This is a genomic window from Anoxybacter fermentans (assembly GCF_003991135.1).
GTDB classification, from domain to species: domain Bacteria; phylum Bacillota; class Halanaerobiia; order DY22613; family DY22613; genus Anoxybacter; species Anoxybacter fermentans.
This window is the reverse complement of record NZ_CP016379.1, coordinates 2,511,235-2,528,773: the sequence shown is the minus strand read 5'-3', so window position 1 is coordinate 2,528,773 and position 17,539 is coordinate 2,511,235. Positions and strand designations below refer to the sequence as shown.

The 17,539-nt window shown below is 37.5% G+C and carries 15 protein-coding genes; 14 read left to right on the top strand and 1 reads right to left on the bottom strand.

The genetic code is table 11. From position 1 onward, the window contains the following. Window position 1 precedes the first annotated feature (1 nt). From BBF96_RS11545 to BBF96_RS11535, 3 genes are read left to right on the top strand one after another with little or no spacing between them, the layout of a single operon-like run. Entirely contained in the window at window positions 2-808 is an 807-nt protein-coding gene (locus BBF96_RS11545; protein WP_127017299.1) for an LpxI family protein, read from the top strand. Between the two features lie 5 nt (window positions 809-813). After that, window positions 814-1,971 carry a lipid-A-disaccharide synthase gene (lpxB, locus tag BBF96_RS11540; RefSeq protein ID WP_127017298.1) on the top strand — a complete coding sequence of 386 codons (1,158 nt, stop codon included), beginning with the start codon at window positions 814-816 and terminating at the stop codon, window positions 1,969-1,971. Window positions 1,972-1,985: 14 nt separating this feature from the next. Next, window positions 1,986-3,212 carry a glycosyltransferase family protein gene (locus BBF96_RS11535; RefSeq protein WP_127017297.1) on the top strand — a complete coding sequence of 409 codons (1,227 nt, stop codon included), beginning with the start codon at window positions 1,986-1,988 and terminating at the stop codon, window positions 3,210-3,212. On the opposite strand, the gene BBF96_RS11530 is transcribed toward BBF96_RS11535, so the two are convergent. Beyond that, entirely contained in the window at window positions 3,172-4,071 is a 900-nt protein-coding gene (locus BBF96_RS11530; protein WP_127017296.1) for a glycosyltransferase, read from the bottom strand. The genes BBF96_RS11535 and BBF96_RS11530 overlap by 41 nt on opposite strands. A 64-nt stretch (window positions 4,072-4,135) precedes the next feature. Here BBF96_RS11530 and BBF96_RS11525 point away from each other — a divergent pair, with 64 nt between their 5' ends. The 11 genes from BBF96_RS11525 (at window position 4,136) to BBF96_RS11475 (ending at window position 17,516) form a co-directional block, all read left to right on the top strand. Next, window positions 4,136-5,878, top strand: coding sequence for an ABC transporter ATP-binding protein (locus BBF96_RS11525; protein WP_205665629.1), 1,743 nt, complete (start codon window positions 4,136-4,138; stop codon window positions 5,876-5,878). A gap of 1 nt (window position 5,879) precedes the next feature. Then, window positions 5,880-7,070: a lipid-A-disaccharide synthase-related protein gene (locus BBF96_RS11520; RefSeq protein ID WP_127017294.1), complete on the top strand. Its 1,191-nt coding sequence runs from the start codon at window positions 5,880-5,882 to the stop codon at window positions 7,068-7,070. 72 nt (window positions 7,071-7,142) lie between these two features. Continuing rightward, on the top strand, window positions 7,143-8,012 hold the full coding sequence (gene galU, locus BBF96_RS11515; RefSeq protein WP_127018252.1) for a UTP--glucose-1-phosphate uridylyltransferase GalU: 870 nt from the start codon (window positions 7,143-7,145) through the stop codon (window positions 8,010-8,012). Window positions 8,013-8,337: 325 nt separating this feature from the next. Next, window positions 8,338-8,895, top strand: coding sequence for an LPS export ABC transporter periplasmic protein LptC (locus BBF96_RS11510; RefSeq protein WP_164731030.1), 558 nt, complete (start codon window positions 8,338-8,340; stop codon window positions 8,893-8,895). 1 nt (window position 8,896) lies between these two features. Continuing rightward, window positions 8,897-9,340: an LptA/OstA family protein gene (locus BBF96_RS11505; RefSeq protein WP_127017292.1), complete on the top strand. Its 444-nt coding sequence runs from the start codon at window positions 8,897-8,899 to the stop codon at window positions 9,338-9,340. A 14-nt stretch (window positions 9,341-9,354) separates the two neighbouring features. After that, the gene (gene lptB / locus BBF96_RS11500; RefSeq protein ID WP_127017291.1) at window positions 9,355-10,074 is read left to right on the top strand and encodes an LPS export ABC transporter ATP-binding protein; all 720 of its coding nucleotides are present in this window, start codon (window positions 9,355-9,357) and stop codon (window positions 10,072-10,074) included. A 10-nt stretch (window positions 10,075-10,084) separates the two neighbouring features. Next, window positions 10,085-11,182 carry an LptF/LptG family permease gene (locus tag BBF96_RS11495; RefSeq protein ID WP_127017290.1) on the top strand — a complete coding sequence of 366 codons (1,098 nt, stop codon included), beginning with the start codon at window positions 10,085-10,087 and terminating at the stop codon, window positions 11,180-11,182. A gap of 31 nt (window positions 11,183-11,213) precedes the next feature. Then, window positions 11,214-12,554, top strand: a complete 1,341-nt coding sequence (locus tag BBF96_RS11490; protein ID WP_127017289.1) for a DUF3084 domain-containing protein — start codon at window positions 11,214-11,216, stop codon at window positions 12,552-12,554. Then, window positions 12,551-12,961: a RuvC family protein gene (locus tag BBF96_RS11485; protein ID WP_127017288.1), complete on the top strand. Its 411-nt coding sequence runs from the start codon at window positions 12,551-12,553 to the stop codon at window positions 12,959-12,961. Before BBF96_RS11490 ends, BBF96_RS11485 begins: the two co-directional genes overlap by 4 nt. Before the next feature lie 764 nt (window positions 12,962-13,725). Beyond that, window positions 13,726-16,257, top strand: a complete 2,532-nt coding sequence (locus BBF96_RS11480; RefSeq protein WP_127017287.1) for an S-layer homology domain-containing protein — start codon at window positions 13,726-13,728, stop codon at window positions 16,255-16,257. 143 nt (window positions 16,258-16,400) lie between these two features. After that, a complete protein-coding gene (locus BBF96_RS11475) occupies window positions 16,401-17,516 on the top strand; it encodes a hypothetical protein (RefSeq protein WP_127017286.1) in 1,116 nt (371 codons plus the stop codon). Window positions 17,517-17,539: the final 23 nt, after the last annotated feature.

The following is a 17,539-nucleotide window of genomic DNA, read 5'->3' as shown; positions in this document are numbered from 1 at the left end:
CATGAGACGGATTGGATTGATTGCTGGTTACGGGATGCTGCCTGTTCTCTGGGCTAGGAATGCTCAAAAAAAAGGAGTTCAGGTAGTAACCATTGGTATTACGCCGGAAACGAAAGAAGATGAGCTGAAAAAATATTCCCATTGCTATTATCAAATAAGTATAGGAGAACTCAATCAGATTATTGAAACTTTAAAAAAAGAAAAGATTGAAAATGCAATAATGTTGGGTAAAGTTCAGAAAGTGCAGCTTTATCAAGGTCTGAAGATGGATGAACGTCTTTTGAATCTACTTAAGAATTTAAAAGAAAAGAATGATGACGCTATTTTGTTGGCTTTAGTAGAAGAACTTGCTAATGAAGGAATTCAGTTTCTTAAACAGACCACTTATATGGAGGAATTTATTGCCCGTGAAGGTAATCTTACTCCTGAATTGAATTTAAGTCCAGATCTTCTTAATGATATGCAATTTGGTTTTAAGATGGCCAAGGAGATTGGACGTTTAGATATTGGTCAAACGGTAGTGGTCAAGGATGGAGCAGTGATTGCTGTAGAAGCTATTGAGGGAACAGATCGGGCTATATTAAGAAGTGGTGAGTTGGCCCGGGGAGCTGTAGTAGCCAAAGTCAGCAAACCCAGGCAGGATTTCCGCTTTGATATTCCAACCATTGGATTGACCACTATGAAGAATCTGGTTGCTGTTGGTGCAAGGGGATTAGTAGTTGAAGCAGACCGAACTTTCTTTATCCAGCAAAAGGAAGTTCTTGAATTGGCTAATGAAAATGGGATTGCCGTTGTGGCAATGAGGTGATTGATATGTTTAAAATTATGGTTGTTGCTGGTGAAGTTTCCGGCGATATGCAGGCAGCCCGGGTAATTCGTGTTCTTAAAAAGAAAAGGTCAGATTTGTCATTTATAGGGATGGGGGGAAAAGAGATGCTAAAAGAGGGAGTTAAAATTCTCTTTGACCCCACCCAGCTTAGTACTATTGGCTTTGTTGAGGCTTTAAAACATTTGCGTAAATTTTATCAGCTATTGGACATGTTAAGCCGAGTAATTGATGAAGAGAAGCCAGATCTTCTTTTTTTAGTAGATTACTCGGGCTTTAATATGAAAATGGCAAAGATAGGACAGAAAAAGGGTGTGCCGGTGGTCAATTATTTTAGTCCTTCAGCATGGGTCTGGGGCGAATGGCGTGCTTATAAGATGGCAAAATGGGGGGCAAAAATTGCCGCTGTTTTTCCTATGGAAGTAGATGTCTATAAAAAGGCAGGTGCTGATGTTACTTTTGTAGGACATCCACTGTTGGATTTTGTATCACCTACGATGTCTTCAGAGGAATTCCGTAATTTCTTAGGTTTAAAAGAGACTGATCCTATTATTGGTTTACTGCCCGGGAGTCGTAAAGGTGAGATTTTATCTTTACTGCCGCCAATGATTGAAGCAGCACGGCTAATCCATAAAAGGATGCCGCAAATTCGTTTTGTGTTACCTTTGGCTTCACCTGTCTTTAAGGATCTGGTTACTTCCATCATAAAAGATGCGGCTAATGAACTTCCATTATATTTGACTATCGGTCATGCCTATGAAGTGATGGATAATGCAGAACTGATTTTATGTGCATCGGGAACTGCAACTTTAGAAGCAGCCTGTCTTAAAGTTCCCATGATTATTGCATATAAGACTTCATTGAGCACGTATTTTTTGGGTAAACTATTGGCGAAAGTTAAGTTTGTTGGTTTGCCCAATATAATTGCAGGAAAAGAGATAGTTCCTGAATTTCTGCAGAGGAATGTTACTGGGGAGAATCTGGCCCGGGCTGCCTTTGAGATATTAGAGAATCGGGCAAAAAAAGAAGAGATAGAGGATGAGTTGGCTAAAGTTCGTACAGCTTTAGGGGCCAAAGGAGCAGTTGAACGGGTAGCTGATCTGATTTTAAGGACATTAGAGGAAAACACCGCTGGAGAAAAGTAAGGGGGATTATCATTATGGATGTGATTCTTACTACTAATAGTCCGGGTGAAGTTTCTGCCTGGGTTAAGCCAATGGTTAAGGCCATTAAAAAAGAATGGCCTGAGTCCAGGATTACAGTTTTTATTCCTCCCTGTACATTTGCCAGCGGTAGAGAAGTTCCGGTGGTGGAGAGTTTTGATGAAGTAGATCAGGTTTTTGGACCACGTGAATATATTAAATATATGATTTTTCGGCGAAAACCCAGGGGTTTTAAACCCGGTGAGGAGGGTTTTGTTCTATTTTTAGGAGGAGATTTGGGACATGCAGTAATGTTGGGTAAAAGGTTCAAATATCCTGTTTATGCTTACAGCGAACGTGACGCTGGTTTTTCTGATAGGATTCGTCTTTTTTTTGTCCCTTCATTGAAAGTAGCAGCTCGCTTAGAAAGGAAAGGTGTAAAAAAAGAACATCTTCGTCCTGTAGGAGATCTGATGTTGGATGCAGTAAAACCAGACCTTTCCAGAGAAGAGATGGAGCAGTTATTGGGGTTAGATTCTAAAGATCTGGTTTTAAATATCTTTCCTGGCAGCAGACCTCATGAAGTTAAAGAATCTTTTCCTCTTTTTTTGAAAGCTGTGATTTATTTAAAAAATAAAAAGAAAAGAATTAAACCTCTTATTACATTGGCTCCATTTATTACTCTGGACAATATCCGGAGTTTTTTAGACGAAGCTAAGGATTTATCCTGGGAGTTGAAATTGACAGATGTGGAGGAATTGGTAGAATTAAAAGTTTTCGAGCACCGATTTCTCATTTATCGCGGTAGTTCTTATAATACCATGCAGGTAAGCCAATTAGCTTTTGCTTTGCCCGGTACTAACAATGTAGAATTGGCGGCAATGGGAGTTCCGACTCTGGTCATTTTACCATTGAATTGGCCTGAGTTGATTCCATTACCGGGGATTATCGGTCTTATCGGTCAAATTCCTTTATTGGGGCCATTTTTAAAACGGAAGGTAGTTATTCCCAAATTGGTTCAAAAGTTTTTGTATGTTTCTCCAGTAAATCGCTCTTTGGGTGATGAGATTTTACCCGAACTTAAAGGTGTTTTGACTCCTGAAATGATCGCTGAGCGGACTATGGAAGTAATAGATTCAGAACTTTTGACCATTAAGGATAAGTTGAAAAAGTATAAAAAAGAAGAGAAGGCCTCAGAGCGAATTATTTCTGAAATTCGCGCTGACCTTCCCTCATGCCTTTAAAATAAGCATGGATCAATTTGAATTGGGCCAGGAATTTAAATAAATTTTTTCGTCCGGACTTTTTAAGCCATTCCATAATTTTTTCAGTCATTTGCCAGTCAGGCCACCCGCCTAAATTTATCAAACGTTCTAAGTAGAAAAATGGTGGGGCATAAAGGGTTGTCAATCTGGTGCGCAGGGTTGGGTTTTTATGAAAAAAGAGAACTGCCATCTTACCCCGTTCCCATTCTTTTTTTAGCATATGGGGTAAATGGTCTAATGATACAGGCGGATTATAGTGATAGCCGATGGCATCGTTGGCCTTAATTTTAATCAATCCTAATGCTAAAAGGCGATGGCCTAACTCTAAATCTTCCCAACCATACTGGTTGAACTCCTCATCAAAGAGTCCTGCTTTTAGAAGGTATTTTTTTCTTACAGAAGAATTACCTGTGGCAAATGAGGCCCGGGAATAATCAGTAAGTTTCCTTTTCTCACTGCGGGGATCTTCAAAATTAGAAGTATTGATCACTAAACCATTGACGATAGCCTTTTCATGTTTTTGATGTTTCTGTAAATGAGCTTCGACAAAAGTATGGTTAACTACGATATCACTATCAATAAAGATTATAATTTCACCTCTGGCTATTCGAATTCCGTGATTGCGGGCAGCAGCTCTGCCCTTATTTTCCTGATAAATATATCTTATCCGGTGATTAAATTTTTTTACCATCTCCTTAGTACCATCGGTTGAACCATCATCAATGACTATAACTTCATAAATTTCATTGGGTACAGATTGATCAGTTATAGCTTTTAGGGTTTTTTCTAAAATAGCTTTTCGGTTATAAGTTGGGATTATAACACTGGCCTTAATCATTTGAATACTTCCTTTCTTAATGAATGAACTGAGTTTATTTTATAGTCTAATAAGGAGGATTACCGTGAATTTATATCGCCGCTTTTTTCGCTATTTTGAATCTTTGAAACTGAAATTGTTTCTTGGAATGTTGTGTCTTGTGCTGGTTTCGGTTGCTAATCTTATTATTCCAAAACTTCTAGAAAACTTTATTGATTTACTTACCAATTCTAATGTTAGAGATTTAAATTCTCTGAATCTGGTGGTAATAGGTTTTCTTGTCTTATATTTTTTTAAAGGTATTTTTCATTATGGTCAGGTATATCTTCTGGCTTATGTTGGACAAAGGGTGGTTTTAAAGCTAAGAATGGAACTTTATAAGCATTTACAGTATCTTTCCCTTGCTTTTCATCAAAAGATGCGGGTTGGGGAATTAATTTCTAGAGTCACCAATGATATTCAGGTGGTAGAAAATAGTGTGACTCTGGCTTTACCCGGCCTTATCGGACAACCCATTATAGTAATTGGAGCAGTTATAATGGCTTTTGTAATCCATTGGAAGCTTGCTGCCTTTACTATGACTATAATTCCTTTTATAGCTATTGCCATCAGTAAATTTGGAGCCAAAATGCGGAAAACCAGCGGCAAGATCCAATCTCATATGTCAGATATTACTACTATAGTACAGGAAAATTTTTCTTCAATCCGGATTGTTAAAGCATTTTCTAGAGAAGAGGATGAAATTGAGCGTTTTAACGATGCTTTATGTAAAAATTTTTCTGCTGGGATGAAGGCAGTACAGATAATGGCAACTATGACCCCTGTTATTGAGTTAATATCTGCTGTTGGTATTGTAACAATTTTCTGGTATGGTAGTCGGGAAGTAATTCGTGGCAACTTAACTACCGGTCAATTGGTAGGATTTATGACATATATGGCTATTTTGGTTACTCCATTAAAGCTAATTAGCCGAGATTTGAGTCTGGTTCATAGGGCCTTAGGTGCATTAGAGAGGATTTTTGAAATTCTGGATGTGAAAGAGTTTATTAGAGAAAAAGAGAATGCAGTTGAGCTGCCGCCTATCAAGGGGTATGTGAAATTTCACCATGTTTCCCTACGTTATCAGGCTGAAGAGGAGGAGGTTTTAAAGGATATTTGTTTAGAGGTTAAACCTGGTCAGGTAGTTGCTTTTGTTGGTGAAAGTGGAGCAGGTAAGACATCTTTAGTAAATCTAATCCCGAGATTCTATGATCCTACTTCCGGTAAAATCACCATTGATGGTTATGATATACGGGATGTCACAATTGATTCTTTACGGCAGCAGATTGCTATAGTTCCCCAGGAAACTATCCTTTTTAAAGGAACTATTGCCTATAATATCGCATATGGCAAACCGGATGCCAGTATGGAAGAGATTGTTATGGCAGCAAAACGCGCCAATGCCCATGATTTTATAACCAAATTTAGCAAAGGATATGAGACAATGGTGGGTGAAAGAGGCCAATCTTTATCGGGTGGTCAAAGACAGCGGATTGCCATTGCGAGAGCAATTCTGGCTGATCCTAGAATATTGATTCTCGATGAAGCTACTTCTGCTCTAGATACAGCCTCAGAGTTGTTGGTTCAGGAAGCTTTACAGGAGGTAATGGCCAATAGGACTACTTTTGTAATTGCTCATCGGTTGTCAACTATTGTTAATGCTGATCTTATTGTAGTGTTAGATAAAGGTCGGATTGTGGAAATGGGAACCCATAAAGAATTGCTTGAGAAAAAAGGTTATTATTATCGACTTTATAAGGCCCAGCAAAAAAATAAAGGGGGCATTTAATATGCCAAAAGCTTATTCAATTTTGGTTTTAAGTAACGGTCATGGTGAAGATATTATAGCTGCTGCCATTTTAAAGGATTTGCTCAAAAAAGAAAAAAGTCTCAAAGTCAGTGTGCTTCCCATTGTTGGTGAGGGCCATGCTTATAAAGAGTTGCCGATAAAACTTCTTGGTCCTTTAAAAAATTTGCCTTCCGGGGGTTTTATGCGTCAAAGTTTAAAAAATTTTATAAAAGATTTAAAGGGAGGTATTCTCAGTCTCACTTATAACCAGATTTTAACACTACGTCGGATTCGCAAAGAGATAGATGCGGTTATCTGTGTTGGAGATGTTCTTTTAATTATTCTGGCAGGATTATTTGTTAAAAAACCTACAATCTTTATTCCAACGGCGAAATCTGAATATATCAGTGGTCACTATGGGATTGAAAAAAAACTGATGCGCAAATATGCTTCTTTAGTTTTACCACGGGATGAGAAGACTGCTTATGTTCTTAAAAAATCAGGAGTTCCGGCCCGGTTTGTTGGTAATGCTATGATGGATAGTTTTCAGGTGAAAGGTAAAGATTTTGGGATTAGCAAAGGAGCAAAGGTTGTAGGGATTTTACCTGGGAGTCGTGAAGAAGCTTATCAAAATATGAAGATGATTTTAAAGATAGTTGAGCAACTGGAAATTTTGAAGGTGGAGAAGATGGAATATTTGACAGCTCTTGCGAATCAGCTTTCTTTAGACCGTTTAGAGAGAGCTGTCAATGAAATAGGTTGGTCCATGCAATTAACTCAGGATCAACAGGCCGGGGGAGTTATTGCAGTATTAGTTTCTCCTAAAGGAACTATTGTTAAATTAACAAAAGGCTTTTTTGGTGATGTTTTAGAAAAAAGTGATATATTTATTGGTCTTGCAGGAACAGCCAATGAACAGGCTGTGGGGATGGGTAAACCTCTCGTAACTTTCCCGGGTAATGGCCCTCAATTCAATAAAAAATTTGTCAAAGCACAGAAGAAACTGTTAGGAGATAGTATATCTGTAGTTGAACCGGATCCAAAAAAGGTTGCTACAGAACTTCTGGTTATCCTCCATGATCGTGAAAGATATGAAAAGATGGGGCGAATTGGTCAGGAAAGGATGGGACCCCGGGGTGGTATTAGTCGTATGTCTGAATTGATTTTAAAGCAGCTGGGTTATAAGATGTAAATTGGCTTAAAAGGAGGAATTTTTTCTTTTGTGTCGAATGGCTAAGAAAAAAGATTCAAGGAGGAGATAATGTTGAAAATTAAGACTGCTGTAATCCCGGCAGCCGGGCTTGGGACACGATTTCTACCTGCTACCAAAGCGCAACCAAAGGAGATGCTTCCTTTAGTAGATAAACCCACCATTCAATACATAATTGAAGAAGCTGTAGAAGCGGGAATTGAGGATATAATTATTATTACTGGGCGTGGCAAGCGTGCCATTGAAGATCATTTTGATAAATCCTTTGAGTTAGAATATACTCTGGAAAAAAGGGGTAAGTTTGATTTATTAAAAGAGGTTCAGCAGATTTCTGAGATGGTTCGCATACATTATGTTCGTCAGAAAGAGCCGTTGGGGTTGGGACATGCTATTTATTGTGCCAGACTCCATGTAGGAAATTCCCCTTTTGCAGTTTTACTGGGTGATGATGTAATAGTGGGTAAAACTCCTGCTATAGGACAGATGATGAAGATGTATGATCAATATAAAGGAGCAATTCTTGCTGTAAGTCGAGTTCCGAAAGAAGATGTTTCCAGTTATGGTATTTTGGATGCAGAACAGGTGAATGAAAACCTATATAGGGTCAAAGATATGGTTGAAAAACCGTCTCCAGAAGAAGCACCATCAAATCTGGCCGTAATAGGACGTTATATTTTACCTCCTGAAATTTTTGACATTCTTGAGAGCTTGCCTCCCGGTAAGGATAATGAGATTCAATTGACAGATGCTATAAAAATTTTAAATCAAACCCAACAGGTTTATGGTTTTGTCTGTGAAGGCAAACGTTATGATGTTGGGAATATACAGGGTTTTTTGGAAGCTACGGTAGAGCTTGCATTGATGCGGCCTGAATTGAAAGATTCGTTTGCATCTTATTTAAAAGAGATAGTTAAGACATTATAACCCCGTTAAAAACGGGGTTTCTTTTAAAGAAATAAGTTATGATTTTTACTGCAAAAAGCTAATTTTTCGTTTTATGAAGAAATTTTTCGAACTATCGAAACGGGCCCTCCTGGTCTTTGATTAGCTCATCACATCCTGTGATGAGGCCTTATTTCGACTGAAATCTCACTAAGATGGTTTAACGAAAAATTTCTATGTCGCTCAAAATTTAATTGGTATAAGACGGGTTTAAGAAGTTTTTATATTTTATCCAGCCTCTCCAGAGATTACTTAAAGGAAATCTAGTATTTATCTAGAAAATAAAAAAAGGAGGGGAGGTATTTTTTTGGATAAGAAATATTTGTTAATCCTGCTTGTAGTTTGTATTTTCGGCGGGGCTTTTTTTCTTGAAAGGATAATTCAGACTAAAATGGATAAACTTGAAGATCCGATAAATGATTCACCGGTTGAAGAGATCCCTGAAAAAGGATTTAAAGACTTAAAACTAACTTATTTTGGCCGGGAAAATAGATATCAGATGGATGCCACTTTAAAGAGGATTGTACAAAAAACAAATGATAATCTGAATTTTGAAGGACTTGAAGCGGTTCTTATAGATCGTGGTCAGGTTTTACAGCATTTTTTTACTGAAGAAGGTTGGATGACAACTAAGGATGGAGTGGTTTATTTAAATGGACCTATTACTTTTCAGGCAGGAGAATATCAACTTATGATGAATAAAGCAAATATTGATCTAAATCAGGGCTATTTTCAAGGCCGGGGTTCTATCTTTTTTGAGAGCCAGGATTTTCAGATTGAGGCTGAAGAGTTGAGTTCTGATTTTCAATTAAAAAAAATACATTTTTCAGGTCGACCAAGATTGATTATAAAAAAGGGTGGTTAAGATGAAAAAAAATGCAATTTTACTGATTATAAGTATCATATTTTTAGTAGTCTGGCAGGTAAATGCTGATCAAATCCAGGAGTCTCAGGCCATTATTGAAGGTGATGAACTTAATATTGATACCCAAAGTGGAGATGTTGAAGTTATTGGGAATGTGTTGGCTCTTTATAGGGATGTTAAAATTGAAGGACATAAATTGACCTATAATGAGAAGGTAGGTATAATCAGAGTTGAAGGTCAGGTTAAACTGTCTGCTCAAAATTTGAAAGGTACTGCTCAAAAACTGGAATTTGATTTAGAAAATGAATTACTCACTATGACAGGTGATGTGGAGATTCTTCGGGATGATCAGATTATTAGAGGTGCTATTGTTACTTATGATCTAAAGACAGAAGTATTAAGAGTAAAGAAAGCAAAGTTAAAAATAAATTTGACAGGTAAATAAGGAGTCGATTTGTAATGACTATTTTGGCAACCAATCTGGTAAAAAAATATGGTAAAAGAAAGGTTGTGGATGGTGTCAACTTTAAAGTAGCCCGTGGTGAGATTGTTGGACTATTGGGGCCCAATGGGGCCGGAAAAACGACGACCTTTTATATGATTGTGGGATTGGTTAAAGCAAATGACGGAAAAATTTTTCTTGATGGTAAAGATATTACCCGTCTGCCGATGCATCGTCGTGCCAGGTTGGGGATCGGTTATCTGGCCCAGGAACCGTCTATCTTTCGGAAGATGACAGTAGAGGAAAATATTCTTTCCATTTTGGAAGTGGTCAATTGCCCTAAAGAAGAACAGAGAGAACGGTTGGAAACCCTTCTTAAAGAATTTCACATAGAACATGTTCGTAAGCAAAAAGGAGCAAGCCTTTCTGGAGGAGAGAGAAGGAGAGTGGAGATTGCCAGAGCTTTGGCCACAAATCCTTCATTTATTCTTTTAGATGAACCTTTTGCCGGTGTTGACCCCATTGCTGTAAGTGATATTCAGGATATTATTGCCCATCTTAAAGAGAAGGGGTTAGGGGTATTGATTACCGACCATAGTGTACGGGAAACTCTATCTATTACTGATCGGGCTTATATTATGCATGAAGGAAAAATTTTGATCTCCGGTTCTTCTGAAGAGATTGCCAAAAGCGAGATTGCCCGGAAATTTTATCTAGGTGAAAGGTTTACTCTGTGAGGTGTCTTTTATGAAGCGTATAGATTGGTATGTCCTTACAGAACTTGCCGGGCCATTCTTTTTTGGTGTTGCAGCTTTTGGCAGTATTATGATCGGTACCAATTTATTATTTAAGATTGCCAGGTATATTGTTGATTGGAATATGCCTGTAAATCTGGCAGGGAAAATTTTATTACTGCAATTACCCGGAATTATTGTCCTTACATTTCCCATGTCAACTCTCCTGGCTACATTGCTGGCTTTTGGTCGGATGTCAAGTAGCAGTGAGATTATTGCCTTCAAAGCAGGAGGGGTTAGTTTTATACGGCTGGTTATTCCTGTTTTGATTGTTGGGATTTTGGTCAGTTTTTTGACTATATATATAAATGAAAAGATTGTTCCTTTTACAAATTTTGAAACCAGACGGTTGGAATGGGAATTTAGGTATAAAACCAGGCTTCCTTCTGTTCAACGCTATCTGTCATTTACCCCAATTGATTATAAAACGGGAATGCCGGATTATATACTTTATGCTAAAAGTTTTGATGGCGATACCGGGACTTTATCTGATGTCTATTTTCAGGATTTTGAGAATAAAAGAATTGTCTCCATTATCGAAGCCCGAAAAGCCAGGTGGTTGGAGAGACAATGGGTCTTTTTTGATGGGAAAACTTATTATTTTCCCAACGATGATCAACCTGTTATAAAGGCAGAGTTTAAAGAACTGGAAATGAAAAAGATTGATCGTTCTCCTAAGAAAATTGCTCTATCCAGCAAAAAATCTGAGGAAATGACAGCAGCCGAGTTAAAGGAATTGATTAATATTTATCAAAAGGATGGACGGAATGTAAATAAACTTTTGGTTGAGTACTATCAAAGATTTGCTATTCCTTTTTCGTGTTTTATTTTTGCCCTTATAGGAGCACCTTTAGGCTTGCAACCTAACCGTTCCGGTTCATCTATAGGACTGGGTTTAAGTATTATTGTGATATTTATTTATTATGTAGTTTTAACTATGGGAGGCGCATTGGGGCAGGCCGGTACCATCTCTCCTATTTTAGGGGCCTGGTTGCCTAATGTTATTTTTGCTCTGGTGGGAATCTGTTTGATTTATAAAGCATCCCGTTAAGGATTGGAATGAAAGGTGGTGAATACCCTGGATGCTCCGCTTTCTAATTTTTGCGTTAATCGTTGTCAGTGGACTTATTGCATATCTGGGTGACCAGATTGGTATGAAGGTGGGTAAAAAGCGGTTGTCCATCTTTGGTATTCGCCCGAAATATACTTCAATGATTATTACTATTTTGACTGGAATCCTTATTGCCATCATTTCCATCACTCTTTTGATGCTTGCTTCTAGCGGTGTACGTATGGCTGTTTTTAATATGCAGGAGTTAGTTGAAGAATTAAATTATTTGAACCGACAGGTTTTTGAAAAAGACCAGCGCTTAAAAGAAATGGAAAATGAGATTAATTATACTCAGAACTTATTGGATAATATTCGCAAACAGAAAGACCAATTTCAGACTGAGTTGGAACAAAAACAGTTAGAATATGAACAATTGGAGAGTCGTTTAAAGAAGGCGCAAGAAGATTATGATACCCTTTCTAAAACCACGATGGAATTAAGAAAGAGTAAAGTTTCATTGGAGCAGAAGCTAAAAAACTTAGAACATCAGAAAAATGAGTTAGAAAAACAAAAGATGAGTTTGGAAGCAGAAGTAGATTCTTTACAGGATTATGTTAAGGTATTAAATGAACGGGTTAATGAGTTAACTGAGAGAACAGAAGAATTAACCAGAGAGGTTGTACATTACCAGTTAAAGTCCTTACATTACCAGAAACAATCTTTAGGTTATGAAACTAAAGATATTGTTTACCGTAAAGGTGAACTAATCTATCTGGATTCTTTAGATACAATTCCAGGTGCCACGCCTGCAGAGATTGAAAAGGTCATAAATGATTATTTGGACCGTGCCAATAAACTGGCCCAGATGCGGAAAGTAAAGATTGATGAGGAAACTGGTAAAAGCATTCTTTTACCTGGTGCAGAACTTTTTGAAGTTGCAAAGGCTTTAGTAGATACTTCCTCTGAAAAGATTCTGGTTGGGATTTATGCAGATAAAAATATTTTAATCAACGATATTATTGATGCGCATATATTTTGGGAGGAAAACTATAGGGTTTATAAGAAAGATGAGGTTATTGCTCAAAAGGTGATTGATTCTAAGCAGGATCCGTCTGCTATTGAGCGGGAAATTGTTGATCTTTTAAATGAAGTAAACAAACGGTCACAAGAAAGAGGACTTTTGCCCAATCCAGAAGGTGAGGTAGGGAAAATAGGTTTTGTGGATTTTTATACAATTGTGGAGACCATTAAACAAATGCACGGAAAGGTAAAAATTACCATTAAAGCTACAAAAGATATCTGGCGAGATGAAAGATTACTTTCTACTGATAATTTAAAATTTGACGTATCACCGGTGGGGGTTGAACCATGATTTTGTCGATTGATCCTGGTAGAGAGAAAACCGGTGTAGCTATTTATGATCCGCTGACCCGGGCTGTTATTTATCATGATATTGTACCTACTCGGAATTTTGCTAAAAGATTTATTGAGTGGGAGGAGAAGTATTCTTTAAAAACCCTGCTTTTGGGAGATGGAACCTTTTCAAAAAGTTTTCAGGCAGAGCTTAAAAAAATGGGGTTTGATTATAAAATAGTGTTGGTTGATGAGGCATATTCTACTCTGGAAGCAAGAAAAATCTATTTTGATCTAAATCCTCCCAGGGGATGGAGAAAGTTGATACCTCTTTCACTTCAAACTCCTTCTAAACCTATCGATGATCTAGTAGCTATTGTTCTTTTAAAACGTTATCTAGGAGAAATGCCACAAATAGGTAAATAAAATTTTTATTAATGGGGAAGGAATTTTGTAGGGTTTAGCGAATATGTTTATTATGTTATGTCACTATAGTTTTGCAGTGAAATCATTGAATTAAATGATTTTACTGCAAAAAGCAAATTTTTCGCTTCTTGAGAAATTTTTCGAATCATCTAAAGCTCGATTCCCGCCGAAATAAGACTTCCTAATCAAAGAGCCCTCTTGGCCCTTGATTAGCTCATCACCTCCTGTGATGAGGCCTTATTTCGTCGGAAATCTCGCTAAGATGATTTGGCGAAAAATTTCTATGGCGCTCAAAATTAGCTTTTTGCAGTTTAATCATTAAATAATTTGAATTTTAAGCAGGAGATTTAAGAGTTTTGGCGAACTTAAATGAAGTGTATTATAAGTAAATGTGAAAAAAATTATTGATTATCAATTCTCCGTCATAAAAGAACTAAAATTGGAATAAACATATAACAGTAGACAGGCAGGAGATTACTTAGAAATAGAGAAATATATATGTGAATTTAAAGAAGGTATCAGGTTTATCATTCACATTGATTCAGCGGAGAAAGGAGGTGTACCCTGAGATTGCCGCGAGTGATGTGAATGATAATTTAAAACTTATAAACTGGTTCTTTGACAATTGAGAGAGTGAGGAAAGATTGGGTGAGGAAACAAGGAAACTCACTCAAAGATTTTCCACTCGATCAGTTTGTCTTAAGAACCACAGCTTAGTGAATTTAACTTTAAAAATTTAAACAATCAAGGGGGAGAAAGTGACAATGAAGAGAATAGCTTTATTAGTTACTCTGGCTGTTGTTTTTGCATTAGCTGCTCCAGTAATGGCTGGCCCATTTAGCGATGTTCCTGCAAGCCACTGGGCATATGATGCATTGAATAAAGTAGTTTCTAGCGGTATCATTACTGGTTACCCAGATGGTACTTTTAAGGGTAAGAAGACTTTAACCCGTTATGAGATTGCTGTTATAGTAGCTCGTATTCTTGACGCTGTAGCTCAAGAAAGAGCACTTCTGGCTGAGCAAGTTGAAGCTTTGGAAAATGGTCTGACTGCTGGGCAAGCAGAAGACGTAATCGCTATCTTTAAGAGCCTGATGGCTAAGAACAAGCCAGAAGTTGTTGTTAAGCAACCAGATAGCTTAACTGAAGCTCAAGCTGAAGAAGTAGCTGGTATCGTTGAAGCTCTGGTTATGGAGTTTAGGTTTGAGCTGGAGTCTATCGGTGCTAGGCTGGATGTTATGGAAGACCGTATTGCAAAACTGGAAGGCCGTGTTGAAGATCTGGAAACCGTTAAGTTCAATGGTAGCTATGGTGTAAACTTTACCAAAACTAACTTAGAAGGTGCTACTCCTTACACCAATCCATTTGATACTGGATCTGATGTATTTGTTACTGATAATGATACTTTCGAGCAAACTCTGGATCTGGGTATCGCTATTAACAAAGGTCCTGTAAGTGTTGATGTTGCTCTTACTGGTACTGCTGATGTATTTGGTACCTGGAGTATTAGTGCAGACGATGGTTATGATCCAGCAGTTGAAGCGAAAACCGGTTATGATGATACTTTAGATCTGAATATTGACAGTTTCTCCGCTACTGTTACAACTGATGAACTGACTGCTGAAATTGCTAACGATCAGGAAGTTACCCTGGTAGACTTCTTGCTGGGTGATGCTGATAAGACTTATGATGGTGTAGTTGTAACAGCTGGTGACAACATTTATGTATTAGCTCGTAATAAGCAAGGTGTACCAGATTTAAATGTAAAAAGAACAATTGTTGCTCCTAGTGATCCTGGTGTACCTGCTACCTACGATGTTAATGGAGACGGTGTAGCTGAAGATATTATAGTTAACACTGATGATAAAGAAGGATTGCCTATAGTTGATTATACTGTATCTGATATTTTGGCTGTTAAGCAAGGTTTAGGTGTACTGGATGCAACTGCATTCGTAGGTTTTGCTGCGAACTCTGAAGGTCAATTTGTAAAAGATGGTAAGTTCGTTGCAGGTATCGAGTCCGGTTATGATGTAGCTGGTATCGATCTGACTACTACTTTCGCAGTTAGCGATAGAGAGTTCAAGAACAAATTATTCCGTGTAACTGGTACTACTACTCTGGGTAATCTGGAGTTGGCTGCTGGTTACAGACTGATTGATAAAGATTTCTCAGGTATCTTAGCAGATATCGAAGATAAAGCTGGTTATGATGTAAGTGCTAAACTGCCAGTTGGTCCTGTTACTCTGAGCGGTAGCTACGAGAATATTAAATATTACAATGGCATTAAAGTGGAGGAAAATCTTGTAAAGGAAAATATTATGAGTTTTGGTGTTGAAGTAGGTAATTACGACCTGTTTGGTTTTGATGTCACTGCAAGCTTCAGTCAAGAACTGCGGAATCGTGATGATGGTAGTGAAGCTTCCCGTCAGAAGCGTAATGTTGAGGTTGTTAAAAACATTCTGGGCATTGATGTAACCGCTGGTTATGTTTACGATCAATATGAAGATTATGCTGCTGACAAAGTATACGGTAATGAGGAAACCGACTATGATATTGCAGAAGTTGGTGGCGTAAAATACTATCAATATGATAAGTATGGCAATAAGCTAGAAAAGACCGTTTGGAAAGCTGATGACGAAGCTAATAACGTTTATGCAAATCTGGTTTGGAACAGCTTCGTACCTGGTGTAACTGTAAAAGCTGACTACACCTATGAATTAGGTGGAAATAACCAATTAAGTACTCACAAGTATGCTGTTGAGTATGCTGGCGATATTCTGACTGCTGGTCTCACTCATGATGTAATTAAAGATGTGACTGTTCTGACCGCTGGTGCAGAATATAGCATCTTCAAAGCTGATGTTGAAAAAGTACTTGATGGTGATCTGACCGTAACTGCTTCTATTGATCCAGAAGCTTATACTGTTGCTGGTGTAGATATTGATACTGTTGCTAACTTCAAGCTGCTGAACAACACTGATAACTTCAACTATGATCTGGGTGTAGATGTAACCAAGACTATCAATGCTCTGACTCTGAACGCTGGTTATGAATATGCTAACCACGGTATCGATGTACAATCCACTGGGGAACTTGTTGGTGTGAAGAAAGAGTTCAACGCTGGTCTGACCTACGCTATTACTGATAGTGTTAAGGCTACTCTGAACTACACCAACATTAACTTCGAGGGTTATGGTTACAAAGATCACCCAATCTTAGTTGATGTAGTTGAAAAGATTGAAAATGCTAACTACACTGCAGAACAAATTACTGCTGGTCTCAGCATCGACTTCTAATCTAACTTTGACTTAAATATCCTCCAGGGTTTATCCTGGAGGATATTTTTTGTTTGAATTTCAAAGCAGGATTTTGTGTTTATACATAGAAATATTTTAATGTATGAGGTAGTAATTTTCGTATATGAGAGGGGGTTGTGTGGATGAGAAAAAGAAATCAGATTATGTGGCAAATTTTGATACTGCTTCTTGTTTGGTTTTTTATGATCTCACCACACATCCTGGCTGAGGAGAGTCTTTTTGAAGTTTCAGAAGCATTTTTACAGTCTTATCAAGAGAAAAATAGTGATGAAGTACATAGTAGCCAGCTTGAAGATGGTCTTTCCCTTTTTCACTATTATCCAATATTGATTCAACCTGATATCAAATATCTTGGTGTAGAAAATTATAATCCTGGTGTGATTGATATTTCTTTTAATAGTGGAATTCCAATTCTAAAGACCCAGAAAGGGAATATTATCGGTCAATACAGCTTGCTTTCCCCAAATTTAATGGATCTTGTATTATATGAAAAAAAAGAACCTGAAGAGCTTTTTGATTTTCAAATATCAGGATATACTATTGAGGCTCAAAGTAGGTTGTTAAATGGTTTTACATTATTTTATGGGTATGATGCTTTAGAAGATTTAAAAACAGAAAAAGATTTGATTTTAAATGATGGATCTAGATTTATAACAAGAAATGCCGGTTTAGAGGTGAATATTTTACCCGGAGTAATTGTAAATGCAGATTATAAAAAAGCTTTGGAAGATGAGGGAGTTACCAGAACCGAAAAGATGCTAAACCTGGCTTATAATCCCGGGTCATTTGCCAGTTTTAATGCAGCATATGGTATCATTTCCAGTACAAACAGACCTATAGAATCTTCAATTTTTCCTGTATGGCTTACCAGTCTGGATCAGGAAAATAGTCCAGATGATGTTATTATTAAACAATTGGGGTTAGCATTGCATCCCAACGAATTTTCCAGATTATCAGCAGATTATATTTTGATGAATGAGAAGGGGGAAGAAGTTAGTTCAAAAAAGGCGGTATTTAGCCTTCAGTTAGGTGACAAAAGTAAGGCATTAAATGCTACCTATCAGATGGAAAATGAGGGGAATTCTGATGGCTTTTTAAGATCAACTTTAGATCTGGGTTTGGATCTGAACTTTGCTGAAAATTCATCACTGCAATTTCAATATAAATGGTTTTTACCTGAAGAAGTAGAAGTAAATGATGAGACCAGGGCGGAAGCCAGATTAGAGATTCGATTTTGACTGAGGTGATTATACATCTCAGT

Bases quoted from the DNA above. Each gene is read 5' to 3' on its own strand.
- BBF96_RS11520 (WP_127017294.1), top strand. From the start codon at position 5,880: ATGCCAAAAGCTTATTCAATTTTGGTTTTAAGTAACGGTCATGGTGAA.
- BBF96_RS11545 (WP_127017299.1), top strand. From the start codon at position 2: ATGAGACGGATTGGATTGATTGCTGGTTACGGGATGCTGCCTGTTCTC.
- BBF96_RS11535 (WP_127017297.1), top strand. From the start codon at position 1,986: ATGGATGTGATTCTTACTACTAATAGTCCGGGTGAAGTTTCTGCCTGG.
- BBF96_RS11480 (WP_127017287.1), top strand. From the start codon at position 13,726: ATGAAGAGAATAGCTTTATTAGTTACTCTGGCTGTTGTTTTTGCATTA.
- BBF96_RS11485 (WP_127017288.1), top strand. From the start codon at position 12,551: ATGATTTTGTCGATTGATCCTGGTAGAGAGAAAACCGGTGTAGCTATT.
- BBF96_RS11505 (WP_127017292.1), top strand. From the start codon at position 8,897: ATGAAAAAAAATGCAATTTTACTGATTATAAGTATCATATTTTTAGTA.
- BBF96_RS11530 (WP_127017296.1), bottom strand. From the start codon at position 4,071: ATGATTAAGGCCAGTGTTATAATCCCAACTTATAACCGAAAAGCTATT.
- lptB (WP_127017291.1), top strand. From the start codon at position 9,355: ATGACTATTTTGGCAACCAATCTGGTAAAAAAATATGGTAAAAGAAAG.
- BBF96_RS11475 (WP_127017286.1), top strand. From the start codon at position 16,401: ATGAGAAAAAGAAATCAGATTATGTGGCAAATTTTGATACTGCTTCTT.
- BBF96_RS11495 (WP_127017290.1), top strand. From the start codon at position 10,085: ATGAAGCGTATAGATTGGTATGTCCTTACAGAACTTGCCGGGCCATTC.
- lpxB (WP_127017298.1), top strand. From the start codon at position 814: ATGTTTAAAATTATGGTTGTTGCTGGTGAAGTTTCCGGCGATATGCAG.
- BBF96_RS11490 (WP_127017289.1), top strand. From the start codon at position 11,214: ATGCTCCGCTTTCTAATTTTTGCGTTAATCGTTGTCAGTGGACTTATT.